This is a genomic window from Deinococcus fonticola, from assembly GCF_004634215.1.
In the GTDB taxonomy this organism is placed as follows: Bacteria; Deinococcota; Deinococci; order Deinococcales; family Deinococcaceae; genus Deinococcus; species Deinococcus fonticola.
This window is the reverse complement of record NZ_SMMH01000006.1, coordinates 83,406-99,594: the sequence shown is the minus strand read 5'-3', so window position 1 is coordinate 99,594 and position 16,189 is coordinate 83,406. Positions and strand designations below refer to the sequence as shown.

Below are 16,189 nucleotides of genomic sequence, written 5' to 3'. Positions count from 1 at the left end.
CCGGTCACCCCTGCTCACGAACGCAAAGCGGCAAGCTGGCGGGCCAGGTGGCCGTGCAGCTCGGCCAGTTCGCGCAGCCCCGCCGCGAGGGTCGAGGTGTCGCGCTGCACGGCGGGGTACTGCAAGCCTCCCAGGATGCGGGCCTGCGTTTGCAGCACCTTCGCGGTTTCCGTCTCGCCGATCAGGGCCAGGGCGGCGGCGGCGTCCGTTTTGCGCCTGGCTCCCACGCGAATGCTGAAATGGATGAACATGCCGCGCAGACCGTCGTTGAAGTCCTGCTCCACCATCTGGGCAAGGCGTTCCAGACCCGCCCGTCCGCCCAGTGTGCCGGGCGGCACGGGCAGGTCACGGCCCGCCGCCCACTTCGCCGCTTCCGGCAACAGCGCCCGCAGTGCGTCGGGCACCTTCACCTCGCGCACCCTGCGAAAATCGGTGCGCATGGCGTAGGGCTGACCATACCCGATCTGTTCGGCCTTCCAGGCCTCCAGAAAAACCTCTTCGGGAAGGGCGGCCCAGGGGTGACCCTGCGGGTCGTGCAGGTGAACCCGTCCGCCTTTCACGTCCAGCACAGCCACAAAGTGATCTGCGCCGCTGGCCCGGTCGCTTTCCGGCTGGTGCTTCAACAGGCCCATGTCCAGCGGCCCGACAAACACGGGAGAGGAGGCGCTGACCTGTTCTTTCAGGGCGTTCAGGGCGTCTTTTTCATTCTGAAAGGTGTGGGCCTGCCAGGTGTAGCCCAGCAGCGTCAGGGCCTGATCCAGCCCCAGGTCGGGGTCCCAGCCGTAAGCATCGAAAAGGGGCAACCCACCGAACAGCAGTTGAAACCCGAAGGCTGATCCGGTCAGCGTTTCCACCAGACCGGGCGTCAGGGCAGGGTCATCCAGCACCATCAGGAGTGAATTCGTGTAGCAGTAAGGCCCGGAGCCGATGTAGGGAAGCATCTTCACGCCCCTTTCGGCGTGTAAGGCCACGCGACCTCGCCCACGGGTTCGCCGGGCGCGGCGTTGTCCCAGTCGTAGGGGTAGACCTCGCGGCAGGGCAGCGGGCTGCCGGTGCCGTGGGCGCTGGCGTAGGCGCAGGTGGCGTCGTAGGCGCTCAGGATGGCCGGGAACTCGAACTGTTCGCGGGTCAGGGCCACGAAGGCTTCGGTATGCGCGGGTTCCACGCGCAGGGCCACGTCGCCAGATGGGGTGAGGATCCCGCTGTAGGGCCAGCACACCTCGATGGGGCCGTCGCTGTCGGCGTTCACCTCGCCGTGATAGATGACCAGGGGCGGCCCGGCAAAGGTGGCCCCCTGCTCCCGGATAAGGACGTGCAATTGCCGGAAGCTGTCCTGAATGGTGCGCGGCAGGTCCTGCACCAGGACGTGCCAGGTCAGCGTGGCGAGGTGCTGGGCCGGCACCTGGCGGGTCTGGAGTTCAAATTCGGGCATGGGGGCATCTCCTTGCAGCTTGTGCTGCACGTAACGGGCCAGGGCGTCGCGGCGGGCGTGCTCGGCTTTTGCTCTGGCCCAGTGTTCGCGCAGGCGTTCCGGGCGGCGGGGCGGCGGGGCATCCAGGACGTCCTGAATATCCTTCAGCGACAGGTCGAGTTGCCGCAGCAGGCCGATCAGTTGCGCCTGGGGCAGTTGCGCGGGCGAGTAGTAGCGGTAACCGTTGTGGCGGTCCACCTGTGCAGGCGGCAGCAGGCCCAGGTCGTCGTACAGGCGCAGGGCCTTGACGCTCAGGCGCGAGGCGTCGGCAAAGGCGCGGATGGTCAGGCGGGCGGGGTCGGTCATGGTGGGCGGCCTCCGGAGGCTTCTTCAGCTTGAAGGCTGCCCCAGGGGCCGGGTCAAGCAGAAGCCAGATCGAGCCGGTACTGGGTCAAAGAGGGACTGTGTCAAAGAAGGACTGGGTCGGCGGGGGATAGGTGAAGGGGAACCGAGCGGGTAGACTACCGGCACCTCACCCCATCTCACGCTGGAGCGCCGCCCTGACTGACCAGACCCTGACCCTTCACCTCGTGCGGCACGCGCCCAGTGCCCCGAACGCCGAGCGGCGCTACCCCCGCGCCGACGAGGACGCGCCCCTGACCCCCAGAGGGGAGGCGCTGGCCCGCACCCTGAAACTGCCCATGCACGCCCTGGCGTACACGTCCCCCAGCGTCCGGGCGCAGCGCACGGCGCAGCTCGCCGGCTTCATCTCGCCGGAACTGACGCCCGCACTGGCGGAAGCCAATTTCGGCGTGATGGCCGGGCGCACCTGGGCGGAGCTGGAGCGCGTCTACGCCAACCTCCCCTGGCACTGGACGCGGGCGCTGAGTGACCCCACCCTCGCCTTCGGCCCACCCCAGGGCGAAACCGGACGCGACTTCCACGCCCGCATCCAGGCCTGGCTGAGCCGCCTGCCCGGCACAGGCGAGGTCGTCGCCTTCACGCACGCCGGCCCCATTCACGCCGCCCTGCGCCTGACCGTCGGCATCAAGGCCGTCGAAACGCCCCCCTGCACCGTGGTGACCCTCAAATGCGGCAGCGGCGAGTGGTGGCTGGCGGGTATGAAAACACCGAACTGAGGCAGAGGAGAGAGGGGAGAAAAGGAAGAGTCGCGTCCTGTTCATGTTTTTTCCCTTCTTACCAACCACCTCTTCTTGCCTGCCTCTCTCTGCGCGCCACCAACCACGCGCCACTCACCCGTCATCTGGCCCGTCATCTGCTACCCTGCTTTCACCTGAGTTGGGGGAAGTCCGGTGACTGCTTTCAGGGCACATTCCGGCACTGTCGCGCAGCGGTAATCCAGGGTTTTGGTGAGTCCGAATGCCCCTCAGGGACGCGGTCTCCGTGCCTCCCGGCGCGGCCGCACCTCTCGCCGTTGGAGGGCCACCTGACCGAGTATTGCCCGCGTGTTCACGTCTGCAATCCTGCTCTGGCCCCGGCTGGAGCAGGGTTTTTCTCTGTGCGCCTGCTCCCGGCTGAACCGCAACCTGCACGCTGGAGCCGACCCATGCGCCGAACCATTCTTGCCGCTTTCCTGCTGGCCTCAAGTGCCGCCGCCACCAGGTACCCCCTGACCGTCACCGATGACCTGGGCCGCACGGTCACCCTCAGAAGCGAACCCAAACGCATCGTGGCCATGATGCCCAGCCACACCGAAATCCTCTTTGCCATCGGCGCGGGCGACAAACTGGTGGGCATAGACGAGTACAGTAACTATCCCAGGGCGGCCACCGACAAGCTCCCGAAAGTGGGCAGCGGCTACAAGCCCGACATCGAGGCGATTGTGGCCCTGAAGCCGGACCTGGTGCTGGCCGATGAATCCGCGAGCAGCCGCCTGACCGAGAAACTGGCGGCGGCGGGCCTCACGGTATATGGCGGCACGGCCCAGACCTACAACGAGACCTTCGAGAAGATCGCCGTGATGGGCAAGATCACCAACCGCGAAGTGAACGCCACGAAACTCGTCACGAAGATGCGCGGCGACCTGAACGCCCTGCAGCAGAACGTGCTGAAACTCCCGAAAGTCAGCACCTACTACGAGGTCGACCCCGCGCCCTACAGCGTCGGGCCTAACTCGTTCATCGGCGCCCTGATCAGCAAGGCCGGCGGGCAGACCATCGTTCCCGCGAAACTGGGCAACTTCCCGAAACTCGACCCGGAACTGATCGTGAAAGCCAACCCGAAAGTCATGATCGGCCTGACGCTCGACGACGCGAAAAAGCGCCCCGGCTGGCCGACCCTGCAGGCCGTGAAAGCGGGCCGCGTGTACCAGCCCAGCGCCGAGGAACGTGACGCCCTGGTGCGCCCTGGCCCGCGCCTGGCCGTGGCCCTCAGAACGCTGATCAAGCTCATTCACCCGGAAGCCGTGAAATAGGAGCCCCCATGGACGAAACGACGAAGCAGCGCCGCGAGGCCGCCATGCGCGAACTGACCGAGCAGCGCGACAACTACCGCAAGAAAGAGGGCATTTCCAAGGGTCGGCGCGGGCTGGTGATCGTGAACACCGGCAAGGGGAAAGGCAAGACCACCGCCGCGCTGGGCCTGATGATGCGGGCGCACGGGCGCGGGCTGAAGGTCAAGATGTTCCAGTTCCTGAAGCACGACACCGCCAAGTTCGGAGAGCACCGCACCCTGGACGCCCTGGAAGTCCCCTATCAGGGGCTGGGCGACGGGTGGACGTGGCGCTCGCGCGACCTGGAGAACAGCGCCGAGATGGCCGCGCACGGCTGGGAACTGGCGCGCGAGGCGATTCTGAGCGGCGAGTACGATCTGATCGTGCTGGACGAGTTCACCTACCCCCTCAAATACGGCTGGGTGGCCTGGGCGGGCGTCGAGGAAACCCTCCGGGCGCGCGATCCCAACCTGCACGTGGTCATTACCGGGCGAGGCGCCATTCCCGAACTGGTGGACTTCGCCGATACCGTCAGTGAAATCAGTCCGGTGAAGCACGCCTACAACCAGGGGATCGGCGGGCAGCAGGGCATCGAGTACTGACACGGCTGACGGCGAGGCGCTGAGCATGGCAGGAACAGTGATCGGCGCCCTGTTCCCCAGGCCACGAATGACGCGCGGCAGGCCTGCTTTCTGGAAGGAGAACGGATGGTATTGACTCTGGCAGTGGTGTTCGCGCTGGGCATGCGGCACGGGGTGGATGCGGATCACCTGGCCGCCATCGACGGATTCTCGCGCCTGCGGCCCAGCCGCTGGAACGGGGTGCTGTTCGGCCTGGGTCACGGGCTGGTGGTGAGCGTGCTGGCGGTGCTGGTGGGCCGCCTGGCCGGGGAGGTCGACCTGGGGTGGCTGTCGCCTTACCTGTTTCTGGGGGTGGCGGGCCTGAACCTGTGGCGGCTTCTGAAGCCTGGCCATTCCGTTTTACACGCGCACGCCGGAAGAAAGGCGGCCCTGGCGGCCAGTCCTTTCCTGATGGGGCTGCTGCTGGCGATGGGGATGGAAACCAGCACCCAGCTTTCGGCGCTGGCCCTGGCGCAGAGCGTTCCGCCGCTGCTGCTGGGCGTGGCCTTCACGCTGGGCATGATTCTCACCGACGGTATAGACGGCCTGTTTGCCGCCGCCCTGCAACGCGGCCAGCACGCCGACCCTGGCCGGGCGGCCCTGGCCAGCCGCGTCATGGGGTGGATGGTGGTGGCGCTCTCGGCGGGGTTTGCCGCTGCCGGGTTCCTGGATCTTGACACAGAACATGTGGCCGGGCCGCTGGGGGTGGGCACCTTCATTGCCCTGATCGCGCTGCGCCTGTGGAGCCGCATGGGCCGCGCTCCGGTGGCCCCAGCATGACCAGATCCACCTCACGTCAGCGCGTCACCCGCGCCGATGGCCGAACCATCAACGTCGTGCGCAAGCGCGGTCACCTGAGCTACTGCTTTCACGGGTGCTGCTGCGGCCGCACCGACCGGGGCTACGCGCCCGCGCCGGTGGACGCCTACAAGGAAGAGTGGACGCGCCGCAAAATGCGCAACCACGTGCACCTGACCAAGTCGGGGTGCCTGGGGCCGTGCGCCCTGAACAACGTGGCCCACCTGGTGTTCGACGGGCATGACGTGTGGTTCCATTCCGTCAACGACGCCTGGCTGGTGGTCGAGGTGTTCGACTACATCGAGGCGATGCTGGAGGCTGGCGGTTTTCTGCCGGTTCCGCCGGAACTCATCGAGTACACCTTCAACTACTACACCTGGGACGCCGCCACGGGCGCGGGTGCAGGTCAGCAGCAGGCAGCGGAGGTTGCCCTGCCGGACGCCCTGCACGGGTTCGCGCTGCTGAGTCATGCCGACACGGACCTGCTGAACCTGCGTGCCGCGCGTGAAACGCTGCCCGACGACTTCGGCCCGGTGACGGGCGCGCTGCTGGGCGGCATTCGCAGCGAGGCGCAGATGACCACGCTGCTGAACGGGGCCGTGGGCCGCGCCGAGGTGGTCATTGCCCGCATTCACGGCAACTTCAGCGCCGTGCCCGGCGGGGAGTTGCTGCGCGCCCACGCCCGCCAGGCCGGGCAGACCCTGCTGCTGCTCAGCGGCACCAACGAACCCGACACCGAACTGGCCCGCCTGAGCTTCGCGCCGCCGCACGCGCTCGACACCGCGCTGGCGTACCTGGCCGCCAGCGGCTGGCAGAACACCCGCGAACTGCTGCTCTCGCTGTCCGATACGCTGCGTATGAGCGGCTACGGGGCCGCGCCGCCGCTGGCCCTGCCTCAGCACGGCATTTATCACCCCGGCCTGCCCGAACACGCCACGCTGGCCGACTGGCAGCGCCTGAGCGACCCGCAGCGGCCCGCCGTGGGTGTCCTGTTCTACCGGGCGCACGCGCTGAGCGGCAACACCGCCTTCATCGATACCCTCATCGAAACGCTGGACGACGCTGGCGCGGACGCGCTGCCGGTGTTCACCACGTCGCTCAAGGACGTGGACGCGCAGGGGAACCCCAAGGCGTTTCAGTTCTTCACGGTGGCCGAAGGTGCCGCTGCCGCTCCCCGAATCTCGGCCCTGATCTCCACGCTGTCTTTTGCGATGGCGGACGTGAATGCCGGCGGCATCACGGCGGCGGGGGAAAACGTGTCGGCCCTGTCGCGGCTGGGCGTGCCGGTGGTGCAGGGAATCTCTCTGGGTGGGGCGCGCGGGCCGTGGGAGACGAGTGCGCGGGGCCTCAACCCGCTGGACACCGCCATGAACGTGGCCCTGCCGGAGTTCGATGGCCGGGTGATCGGCGTTCCGTTCGCCTTCAAGGAACAGGACGGTGAGGCGCGGCGGCTGACGGCCGACCCGGAGCGCACGGCCCGGCTGGCGGGCATCACCCTGCGGCTGGCGCGGCTGCGGCACAAACCGAACGCCGATAAACGGCTGGCCTTCGTGTTCACCAACTCGACCGGCAAGGCGTCACAGGTGGGCAACGCGGTGGGCCTGGATTCGGCCGCGTCCCTGCTGCACGTGCTGCGGGCCCTGCAGGCGGAAGGGTACGACGTGGGCGAATTGCCGTTTTCGTCCGATGAACTGATGCACGCGCTGATCGAGGGCAGCAATTACGACCAGACGGTCATGACGCCGGGGCAGCTGGCCCGCGCGGCGGTGCGGCTTCCGGCGGCGCAGTACGGCGCGTGGTTCGCGGAGTTGCCCGCCTCCCAGCAGCGCCGCATGCAGGAACAGTGGGGGCCGCCCCCCGGCGGGGCGTTCGTGCATGACGGGCAACTGTGCCTGGCCGGCATGACCTTCGGCAAGATGTTCGTGGCGTTGCAACCCCCGCGCGGGTACGGCATGGACGCCGACGCGATCTACCACACGCCCGACCTGCCGCCTACGCACCACTACTTCGCGCTGTACCGCTGGCTGCGCGAACCGCAGGTGCTGGGGGGCTTCGGCGCGGACGCCATGATTCACGTCGGCAAGCACGGCACGCTGGAGTGGCTGCCCGGCAAGGGCGTGGGCCTGAGCGCACAGTGTTTCCCCGACAGCCTGCTGGGTGACCTGCCGCTGCTCTACCCCTTCGTGATCAACGACCCCGGCGAGGGTACGCAGGCCAAACGCCGCGCCCACGCGACCATCCTCGATCACCTGTCGCCGCCGCTGACCCGCGCCGACACCTACGGCCCGCTGGCCGAACTGGCCGCGCTGGTCGACGAGTATTACCAGCTGGAACTCCTCGACCCGGGCAAACTGCCGCTGCTCCAGGGGCAAATCTGGGAACTGGTGCAAAAGGCCGACCTGGGCACGGATCTGGGCACCATGCTCCGGCGCGACCACGGCGACCACGTTCACGAGTGGGACGAAACCGAGACCGAGGACGGCGTGCCCACCACCATCGCCGAGATGAGCGGCCCGGACGTGGCGCACCTGCTCGAGGACATCGACGGTTACCTGTGCGAGCTGGGCGCGGCGCAGATCAGAGGTGGCCTGCACACGCTGGGCCAGGCCCCGCAGGGCGAGCAGTTGCCGGAAATGCTGCGGGCGCTGACCCGGCTGGCGAACGCCGACGTGCCGGGCCTGCACGCCGGGCTGGCGGACGTGCTGGGCCTGAACCTGCCCGCTTTGCTCGACAGGCCGGGGGAACGGTTGAAGGTGGAGGAAGCGCTGAACGACCTGGCGGGCCGCGCCCTTCAGACGAACGGGGACGCGCTGGAACTGCTCGACGAACTGGCGCTGCACCTCTACCAGCTGCTGCAAGACCGGGCCTTCGATCCGGCGACCCTTCCCGAGGTGCTGGCCCTGACGCTGGGGGTGCGTGACCAGTACGGTTCGCTGCCGCGCACGCTGGAGTACGCCTGCCGCGTGCTGAAACCCAACCTGGACGCCACGGAGGCCGAGATCGTGAACCTGCTCGCGGGCCTCTCCGGGCGCTACGTTCCCGCCGGGCCGAGCGGCGCGCCCTCACGCGGACAGGCGCACATCCTGCCCACCGGACGCAACTTCTACGCCGTCGACCCGCGCGCCGTGCCGTCGCAGGCGGCGTGGCAGGTCGGGCAGAACCTGGCGCGCGAAGTCCTCGCGCGTCACCAGAAGGAAACCGGAACGTACCCGGAGCACGTCGCCATCAGCGTGTGGGGCACCTCCAACATGCGCACGCAGGGCGACGACCTGGCGGAAATCTTCGCGCTGCTGGGCGTGAAGCCCGTGTGGCACCCGCAGAGCCGCCGGCTGGAAGGCATCGAAGTCGTGCCGCTGGCCGAACTGGGCCGCCCGCGCATCGACGTGACCGTGCGCATCAGCGGCTTTTTCCGGGACGCCTTCCCGCACCTGATCTCGGTGCTGGACGAGGCGTTCCAGACCGTCATGCACGCCGACGAAGACCCGGAACTGAACTTTCCGCGCAAGCATTACCTGGCCGAACTCGCGGGCCGCCTGAGCGACCTGCCGCCCGAGGAAGCCGAGGCCCGCGCCGCCTACCGCGTATTCGGCAGTGCGCCGGGCACGTATGGCGCGGGCATCCTCGACCTGATTCACGAGGGCAACTGGAAGGGTGACGCCGACTTCGCGCAGGTGTTCGTGAACTGGGGCGGGTACGCCTACACCGCCGCCGAGGCGGGCACCGACGCCCGCGACGACTTCCGCGCCCGGCTCTCGCAGACGCAACTGGTGCTGCACAACCAGGACAACCGCGAACACGACATCTTCGACAGTGACGATTACCTTCAGTTCTTCGGCGGCATGATGGCCAGCGTGCGCCACCTCAGCGGCACGCAGCCGCGCGGCTACTTCGGGGACAGCGCCAACCCCGAGCGGGCGCGGGTGCGCGACCTGAAGGAGGAGGCCCTGCGCGTGTACCGCTCGCGCGTGGTGAACCCCAAGTGGCTCGCGGGCATTCGCCAGCACGGCTACAAGGGCGGCCTGGAGCAGACCGCCACTGTGGACTACCTGTTCGGGTTCGACGCCACCGCCGACCTGGCCCACGACTTCATGTACGAGGGCGTGGCGCAGGCCTACGCGCTGGACGCCGAGAACCAGGCGTTCCTGAAGGGGAGCAACCCCTGGGCCCTGAACGCCATTGCCACGCGCTTGCTGGAAGCCGAGGGGCGCGGCCTGTGGGACGCCCAGCCTGGCACGCTGGCGGCCCTGCAAGGTCTGCTGGTGGAAAGCGAGGGTCTGCTGGAGGAACGCGGCGAGGCGGGCCGGGTGGGCGGATGACCACCTTCCCCCCGGACATCTTCGAGAGATGGCGCACCCTTGTGCTCTCGGCGCGCTCGGAGCGGTTCAGGGCCGAACGTGACCTGACCTTCTGGCAGGGCAAGGCCGCCGAGTACGACCAGTCCCAGCCCGCCCTGCCGAACACGCTGGATTGGCTGCACGGGCAGCTGAAGGGATCGCGCAGCCTGCTGGAAGTTGGTGCGGGCACGGGCCGCCTGCTGCTCTCGCTCGCGGCGGCCGTGCCACACGTGACCGCGCTGGATTACTCGCCGGACATGCTGGCGCAGCTCAGGGCCAAGAACCCGCCTGAGCATGTGCAGACCGTCTGCTGCGCCCTGGAACACGCCCTTAAGCACGCCCCGCCGCATGACACGGTGCTGGCGGCGTGGTCGCTGGCCTACCAGCCCGACCTGCACGCGGCGCTGCACACCCTGCACGCCCTCAGCCGCCGCGACCTGTACCTGCTCGAAGACGACGGTGTGGGCAGCCCACACGTCCAGCTCCGCCGTGCGCTGGCCGGAACCCCCAAACCGGCGCGGGCCAGCCTGCTGCGGGAAGCGGTGCAGGCGCTCGGGTGGACATTCGCTGCCCACACCATTACCGAGGAGCGCGAGCTGAGCTTCGCCTCCACCACTGAATTGCTGGCTTACTGCCGCCTGCCGCTGCCGGAACAGGAAGTCCTGGCACACCTCCAGCCTCATCTGACCCGCGCCGGGAACGGCTGGGGGTACCGCTGGACGTTCGACGTGCATGTCATCCAGGTCAGGCAACAGGGAAAGGCATGAAGGCCACCCCTGCACCGAAACGGAGAAGAATAACCGGATGAGCCACGTCCTTTCCGAACAGGCGGCCCGTGACTGGGTGGAGGCCCGCGAGTGGAAAAAAGGTGAGCCTTACGTGCGCGGCCTCACCCACCTGAGCGTGCGCCCCGCCGAAGCGGCGCAGGAATACCGCGCCCAGGCCCACGGCCAGGAGGCTTACCGCGTATCGGTGAGGGTCGGGCCTGGGAGGATCGGGCAGGCACAGGTGCAAAGCGCGTCCTGTTCCTGCCCGGTGGGCGCTGGGGGCGGGTGCAAGCACGTGGCGGCGCTGCTGAACAGGCTCAGCAACGACTCAGGGGCTTTCGTGAAATTGCCCGCGCTGGAGACCGTGCTGGACGACCTGGACGCGCCGGCCCTGCGGCGGTTGGTGGGCCGCATGCTGGCGAAAGCGCCGGAACTGGAAACGCTGCTTTACGCGCAGGTGGGCCAGACCCTGCCCGCCGACGATTTCGCCCCACGTATCGCGGCGGCCTTTCACTCCATGGCCGCCAGTTATGACCACACTGAGCAGTGGGATTCCGAGGACGGCCCGGACACCGAGGCCATCGAGGCCCTGCTGACTGAACTGGAGCGCCGCCGCGAGGGGCTGACCGACCTGAGTGAGGACGAGGCCGCCGCACTGACCCGCGCTTACCTGGCTGTGCTGGACGGGGTGGATTCCTTTTACGAGCAGAACGACATGGATTATGGCCTGGACGATGTGCAGGAAGAGGGGCTGCTGGGCCTGTACGACCTGTTCGTGAATGCCGACCTGGAGGGCGACCTGCGGGAGGACGCGCTGGAGGCCGTGCGTAACGAGATCGCCAGCCACCGCGCCGATTTTGGCCGGGATGAATTTTTCGACTTCTACTCGGTCTTGCACCAGGATGAACGCCGCAGCGTGTACGACCTGATCGAAACGCTGAGCCGTCAAAGCGCGAGCTACCGCCGCAGAACGTACCTGAACGTGCTGATCGAGCTGCGCGGCGGTGAACCCACCGAGGCGGACACCGAGGCCCTGCTGCGGGCCGACCACGACCCGACACCGCTCATCCTGTTCCTGCTGGAGCGTGGCCGGGTCGGTGAGGCGCTGCAGGCGCTTCCGAAGCGCCGCGTTCCCTTTGCCACCCTGCGGCCCGCCTTCGAGAAGGCTGCCGCCCTGGGCCAACTGGAGGAAGCGGCGCTCAGGGTGGAAAGCTGGGAGAAGCGTGACGCGCTGCTGTGGCTCCACGACCTGTACCGCGAGACGGGGCGCGGGGCGCAGGCGTACCGCATGGCGCAGGTTCAGTCCCAGCAAAACCCCCATGCCGAGTGGTTCTCCCGGCTGAAAAAACAAAGCCCCGACTGGGAGAAAGACCGGGCGGCGGTGATCAAAGCGCTGTGGAAAAGCGAAGCGCAGCGGGACGAACTGCTGAAGCTCGTGGTCGCCGAGCACCTGACCGAACAGGCCTTTGACCTGGTGAAAAACGAAAAACGTGATGCAGGCCGGCTGCTGCGGGTCGCCCGGATGCCTGAACTGGACGCGCAGCGGGCCGCCCTGCTGCTCATTCGCGCGGGGCAGCAGCTGATTGCCCCGCGCCAGCGTGACGCTTACGCCCAGGCCGCAGGCGTGCTGAAGGAATTGATTCCCAGGGTCGGCCAGGATGAAGCAAAAGCTCTGGTCGCCACGCATTTCCCGGAGCGCCAGAAACTGCCCGCCCTGCGCGACGAACTGGGCAAGGCGGGGCTGCTTTGACGCCTTCCCTCTACCCTCTTTCGGCCATTGCTCACCAGCCGCAACTGGTGCTGGCGCTCTCGCTGCTGGCGGTCTGCCCGGAGATCGGCGGGGTGCTGATTCGCGGCGACCGGGGCGCGGCGAAAAGTACGGCGGCGCGTGGCCTGGCGGCCCTGTTGCCACCGTTGCAGGATGGCCGGGCCGGGCCGTTCGTGAACCTGCCGCTGGGGGCCACGGAAGACCGCGTGGTGGGCACCCTCGACCTGGACTCGGCCCTGCGCGGCGAGGCGCGCCTGAAGCCAGGCCTGATGGCGCAGGCGGACGGCGGGCTGCTTTACATCGACGAGGTGAACCTGCTGCCCGATCACCTGGTGGACGTGCTGCTGGACGTGGCGGCCATGGGCGTGGTGCGCGTGCAGCGCGACAGCCTGAGTGCGGAGGCCGCGGCGCGGTTTGCGCTGGTGGGCAGCATGAACCCCGAGGAAGGCGGGCTGAGACCGCAGTTTCTGGATCGCTTCGGGCTGTGCGTGGATGTTGCCGCGCCGCTGGACGCGGTGAACCGGGCGGAAATTGTGCGCCGCCGCATGAGCTTCGAAGCCAACCCGCACGCATTCACGGCGAGGTGGCAGTCCGAGGAAGGGCGTCTGCAACAGCGTCTTCATGCCGCCCGTGAACGCTTCGCGGCCGTTCAGCTGCCGGATGAATTGCTGACCCGGATTGCCGAACTCACGTCGGGGGCGGGCGTGCGGAGCCTGCGGGCCGACCTGGTGTTGCACCGCGCCGCCCGTGCCTTCGCCGCGCTGGACGGCCGCGTCGGCGTTACCTGGAACGATGTGGAACACGTCGCGCCGCTGGTGCTCAACCACCGGCGTGACCCGCGCCAGCCGCAGCATTCGCCGCCGCCCCCACCCCCACCGCCCCCACAGCCGCCGGAGAAGCCGGCACCGCCAGAACACCCCAAAAACGGTGACGCGCCCGCGCCGGATGAGGAAGTCTTCGCGCCCAGCAGCGCCGCGCCCCTTGCACTTCAGAACGTGTCCGCCGGAAAAAGTCAGCCAGGAACGCAGACCGGCCGGGTGGTGCGCAGCGTGCCGGACGCGGATGCCGGGCGGCTGCACCTGCCCACCACCCTCCGCAGCGCCTTACAGAACGGGGCCCTGCAAAGGGGCGGGGAATTCCAGCTGACCCGCCACGACTTCCACGCCCCCGTTCACGAGGAAAGCGCGGGCCGCCGCGTGCTGTTCGTCGCGGATGCCAGCGGCAGCGTGGGTGTCTCGGGCCGCATGGGGGCCGTGAAAGGGGCCATGCTGGGTGTCCTGGCGGGCCAGACCGGGCGCGACCGGGCGGCCCTGATCACCTTCCGGGGCAGCGGCGCCGAGCTGCTGCTCGACTGGACGAACGACACCGGCGCCGTCGAGGAGGTTATCCGCGGCGCCCCGACGGGGGGGCGCACGCCGCTGGCCCACGCGCTGAACCTCGCGGTGGAAACCTTGCGCGCCACGCAGAATGCCGAACTGGTGCTGTTTACCGATGGCCGCGCCAACGTGCCCCTGTCGCCCGGCGCGGACGCCTGGACGGACGCCCTGAGCGCGGCCGCCACCCTGGCCCGCTGGCCCGTGACCGTCGTGGACACCGAGGGCGGGCACGTGAAACTGGGCCGCGCCGCACAGCTCGCGCAGGTCATGAACGCCCAGTTACACACCCTGGAGGTCAGGTCTTGAAGCGAATCGTTCTGGCGGCCGCGAGTTCCGGCAGTGGCAAAACCACCGTCGCCTCGCTGCTGTGCCTGGCCCTGCGAAAACGCGGGCTGGTGGTGCAGCCTTTCAAATTCGGCCCGGATTACCTCGACCCCACGCACCTGACGCGGGCAGCCGGTCGGGAAGCGCGGAACCTCGACACCTTTTTGCTCGCGCCGCAGCGAATGCGCGAGCTGTTTGCCCGCAGCGCCGCGCCGGCCGACATCAGCGTGATCGAGGGCGTCATGGGGCTGTTCGACGGCCGCGATCCCAGCAGTGACGAGCACAGCACCGCCGACCTGGCCCGGCTGCTGGGGGCGCCTGTGGTACTGGTCATTGACGCAGGCGGCATGGCCCGCACGGTGGCGGCGGTAGCCGCCGGCATGCGCGACTTCGGCGGTGCTCAGGGCGCTGGGGGCGTTCAGGTGGCCGGCGTGATCCTGAACAAAGTCGGCAGCGCCCGGCACGCCGAGCTGTGCGAAGTGGCCCTCAGGCAGGTCAATCTGCCGGTGCTGGGCTTCGTGACCAAAGACCAGCACATTCACCTGCCCTCCCGTCACCTGGGGCTGCTCAGCGCCGAACAGGCCAGCTGGGAGGACACGGCGGCCCTGAACGCCGCGCAACACCTGCGCCTGGACGACCTGCTGGCCGTGGCGGCGACGGCCCCGGCCTTACCCGTGCCGCCGCTTCCGCAGGCCACGCCGCCCTGCACACGCATCGGGGTCGCTTCCGACGAGGCGTTTCACTTCTACTACCCGGACGCGCTGGACGAACTGCGTTTGAGTGGCGCGGAACTGGTTGCCTTCAGCCCGCTGCGGGACGCGCAACTGCCAGGCGGGCTGGGCGGCGTGATGTTCGGCGGGGGGTATCCGGAAGCGCACGCGGCGGAACTCGCGGCGAACGTGTCCATGCGGGCCAGCATCCGCACGTTTGCCGCCTCGGGGCGCCCGGTTATTGGCGAGTGCGGCGGCCTGATGTACCTGGGCCAGACCCTCACCGACCTGGCGGGCGGCGTGCATGAGATGTGCGGCGTGATTCCGTACCACACGCGCATGAACCCCAGGGTCACGCTGGGATACCGCGAGGCCACCGCCCTTCAGCCTTCGCCGCTGTGCCCGGCCGGCACGGCCCTGCGCGGCCATGAGTTTCACTTCAGTTCCCTCACGCACGCGCCCACGCATCCCGCCTACCGCTGGACGGCCCAGGGCGGCCAGGAGGTCACCGAAGGGTACGCCCGGGGCAACGTCCTGGCCAGCTACCTGCACCTGCACTACGGCGGTTTTCCGGCGGTGGCGCGGCGCCTGGTGGAGCAGTGCGCCGGTAAATCCGCGGAAATACAGAAGGCCATACAGTGAAGGCATGACAGCGAGCCTCCCGGCTGAGACCCTGCCCGTTTTCCAGATGGGTGTCTATCCCACGCCGCTTCAGTCCATGTTCGTCAGAGACGCCAACCTTCCCGCGCTGAAGCTGCTGGTGAAGCGCGAAGACCTCTGCGGCGTGGGGTTCGGCGGGAACAAGGTTCGCAAACTGCGGCTGCTGGTCGCCGACGCTCTGGCGCGCGGCGCGACGGTGCTGCTCACCTGCGGCGGCCCGCAGTCGAACCACTGCGCCCTGACCGCCTGCGCGGCGGCCCTGGCCGGCCTGAAGTGCGAGCTGTTCTTCAACGCCCCGAACCCGCACACTGATACGGGAAACCAACGCATAGACCGCCGGATGGGGGCCACCCGCACTTTTCTGGGCGCGGTCACGGAACCGGAAGTCATGGCCGCCATGCACGCCCGCGCCGCTGAGTGGCGTCAGCAGGGTGAGACTCCCTACCTCATTCCGCTGGGCGGCTCGGATGTCCTGGGTGTGCTGGGGTACGTGCAGGCCATCCGGGAGTTGAAAGAGCAACTGGCCGGGCAGCCGGCGCCGCCGTTCATGGTGGTCACGTCCGGTTCGCTGGGAACCGTGGCGGGCCTCGTCCTGGGAACCTGGGTGCATGGCCTGGACACGCACGTGGACACCTTCTCGGTGCTGTGGCGGCAGGAGAAAGCCCAGGCGCGCCTGGCGGCCCTGCTCGAAGAGGTCCGGGCCGGCTTTTATCCGCACGTCACCCCACGCGCGAATTACACCCTCAGCGACGCGCAACTGGGCGGCGGGTACGGCGTAGCCACGGCAGCCGGGCAGGAGGCGGCGGAACTCGCAGCCCGGCAGTGCGGCCTGATGCTGGAGCAGACGTACACCGCCAAGACCTTCGCTGGAATGCTGGCGAACTGGCGTGCCGGGCGCTACCGGCCCGGTCAGCGCGTGCTGTACTGGCACACGGGCGGCGCGGGCGGGTACTTCGCTTGAGTTCCCGC

12 protein-coding genes are annotated in these 16,189 nt (G+C 68.5%); 10 read left to right on the top strand and 2 right to left on the bottom strand.

Going from position 1 to position 16,189, the window contains the following annotated elements:
* Positions 1-14 precede the first annotated feature (14 nt).
* Both E5Z01_RS05555 and E5Z01_RS05550 read right to left on the bottom strand, forming a co-directional pair.
* Positions 15-947, bottom strand: a complete 933-nt coding sequence (locus E5Z01_RS05555; RefSeq protein WP_205750467.1) for a hypothetical protein — start codon at positions 945-947, stop codon at positions 15-17.
* Entirely contained in the window at positions 944-1,777 is an 834-nt protein-coding gene (locus E5Z01_RS05550; RefSeq protein WP_135228452.1) for a MerR family transcriptional regulator, read from the bottom strand. The genes E5Z01_RS05555 and E5Z01_RS05550 overlap by 4 nt, the downstream gene beginning before the upstream one ends.
* Positions 1,778-1,908: 131 nt before the next feature.
* Between E5Z01_RS05550 and E5Z01_RS05545 the strand changes: the two genes are divergently transcribed.
* The 10 genes from E5Z01_RS05545 (at position 1,909) to E5Z01_RS05500 (ending at position 16,181) form a co-directional block, all read left to right on the top strand.
* Entirely contained in the window at positions 1,909-2,550 is a 642-nt protein-coding gene (locus E5Z01_RS05545; protein ID WP_240738199.1) for a histidine phosphatase family protein, read from the top strand.
* Between the two features lie 428 nt (positions 2,551-2,978).
* Positions 2,979-3,845, top strand: coding sequence for an ABC transporter substrate-binding protein (locus E5Z01_RS05540; RefSeq protein WP_135228451.1), 867 nt, complete (start codon positions 2,979-2,981; stop codon positions 3,843-3,845).
* A gap of 8 nt (positions 3,846-3,853) precedes the next feature.
* Positions 3,854-4,465: a cob(I)yrinic acid a,c-diamide adenosyltransferase gene (gene cobO, locus E5Z01_RS05535; protein ID WP_167757783.1), complete on the top strand. Its 612-nt coding sequence runs from the start codon at positions 3,854-3,856 to the stop codon at positions 4,463-4,465.
* A 105-nt stretch (positions 4,466-4,570) separates the two neighbouring features.
* A complete protein-coding gene (locus E5Z01_RS05530) occupies positions 4,571-5,263 on the top strand; it encodes a HoxN/HupN/NixA family nickel/cobalt transporter (RefSeq protein ID WP_135228449.1) in 693 nt (230 codons plus the stop codon).
* The gene (gene cobN, locus E5Z01_RS05525; protein ID WP_135228448.1) at positions 5,260-9,597 is read left to right on the top strand and encodes a cobaltochelatase subunit CobN; all 4,338 of its coding nucleotides are present in this window, start codon (positions 5,260-5,262) and stop codon (positions 9,595-9,597) included. Before E5Z01_RS05530 ends, cobN begins: the two co-directional genes overlap by 4 nt.
* Complete coding sequence (locus E5Z01_RS05520; protein ID WP_135228447.1) at positions 9,594-10,382, top strand: class I SAM-dependent methyltransferase; 789 nt, start codon at positions 9,594-9,596, stop codon at positions 10,380-10,382. The genes cobN and E5Z01_RS05520 overlap by 4 nt, the downstream gene beginning before the upstream one ends.
* A 37-nt stretch (positions 10,383-10,419) precedes the next feature.
* A complete protein-coding gene (locus E5Z01_RS05515) occupies positions 10,420-12,132 on the top strand; it encodes an SWIM zinc finger family protein (RefSeq protein ID WP_135228446.1) in 1,713 nt (570 codons plus the stop codon).
* Positions 12,129-13,832, top strand: a complete 1,704-nt coding sequence (locus tag E5Z01_RS05510) for a VWA domain-containing protein (protein ID WP_135228445.1) — start codon at positions 12,129-12,131, stop codon at positions 13,830-13,832. Before E5Z01_RS05515 ends, E5Z01_RS05510 begins: the two co-directional genes overlap by 4 nt.
* Entirely contained in the window at positions 13,829-15,202 is a 1,374-nt protein-coding gene (locus E5Z01_RS05505; RefSeq protein ID WP_135228444.1) for a cobyrinic acid a,c-diamide synthase CobB, read from the top strand. The genes E5Z01_RS05510 and E5Z01_RS05505 overlap by 4 nt, the downstream gene beginning before the upstream one ends.
* A 4-nt stretch (positions 15,203-15,206) precedes the next feature.
* Positions 15,207-16,181: a 1-aminocyclopropane-1-carboxylate deaminase/D-cysteine desulfhydrase gene (locus E5Z01_RS05500; protein WP_135228443.1), complete on the top strand. Its 975-nt coding sequence runs from the start codon at positions 15,207-15,209 to the stop codon at positions 16,179-16,181.
* Positions 16,182-16,189 lie beyond the last annotated feature (8 nt).

Bases quoted from the DNA above. Each gene is read 5' to 3' on its own strand.
- E5Z01_RS05550 (WP_135228452.1), bottom strand. From the start codon at position 1,777: ATGACCGACCCCGCCCGCCTGACCATCCGCGCCTTTGCCGACGCCTCG.
- E5Z01_RS05540 (WP_135228451.1), top strand. From the start codon at position 2,979: ATGCGCCGAACCATTCTTGCCGCTTTCCTGCTGGCCTCAAGTGCCGCC.
- cobO (WP_167757783.1), top strand. From the start codon at position 3,854: ATGGACGAAACGACGAAGCAGCGCCGCGAGGCCGCCATGCGCGAACTG.
- E5Z01_RS05530 (WP_135228449.1), top strand. From the start codon at position 4,571: ATGGTATTGACTCTGGCAGTGGTGTTCGCGCTGGGCATGCGGCACGGG.
- cobN (WP_135228448.1), top strand. From the start codon at position 5,260: ATGACCAGATCCACCTCACGTCAGCGCGTCACCCGCGCCGATGGCCGA.
- E5Z01_RS05520 (WP_135228447.1), top strand. From the start codon at position 9,594: ATGACCACCTTCCCCCCGGACATCTTCGAGAGATGGCGCACCCTTGTG.
- E5Z01_RS05515 (WP_135228446.1), top strand. From the start codon at position 10,420: ATGAGCCACGTCCTTTCCGAACAGGCGGCCCGTGACTGGGTGGAGGCC.
- E5Z01_RS05500 (WP_135228443.1), top strand. From the start codon at position 15,207: ATGACAGCGAGCCTCCCGGCTGAGACCCTGCCCGTTTTCCAGATGGGT.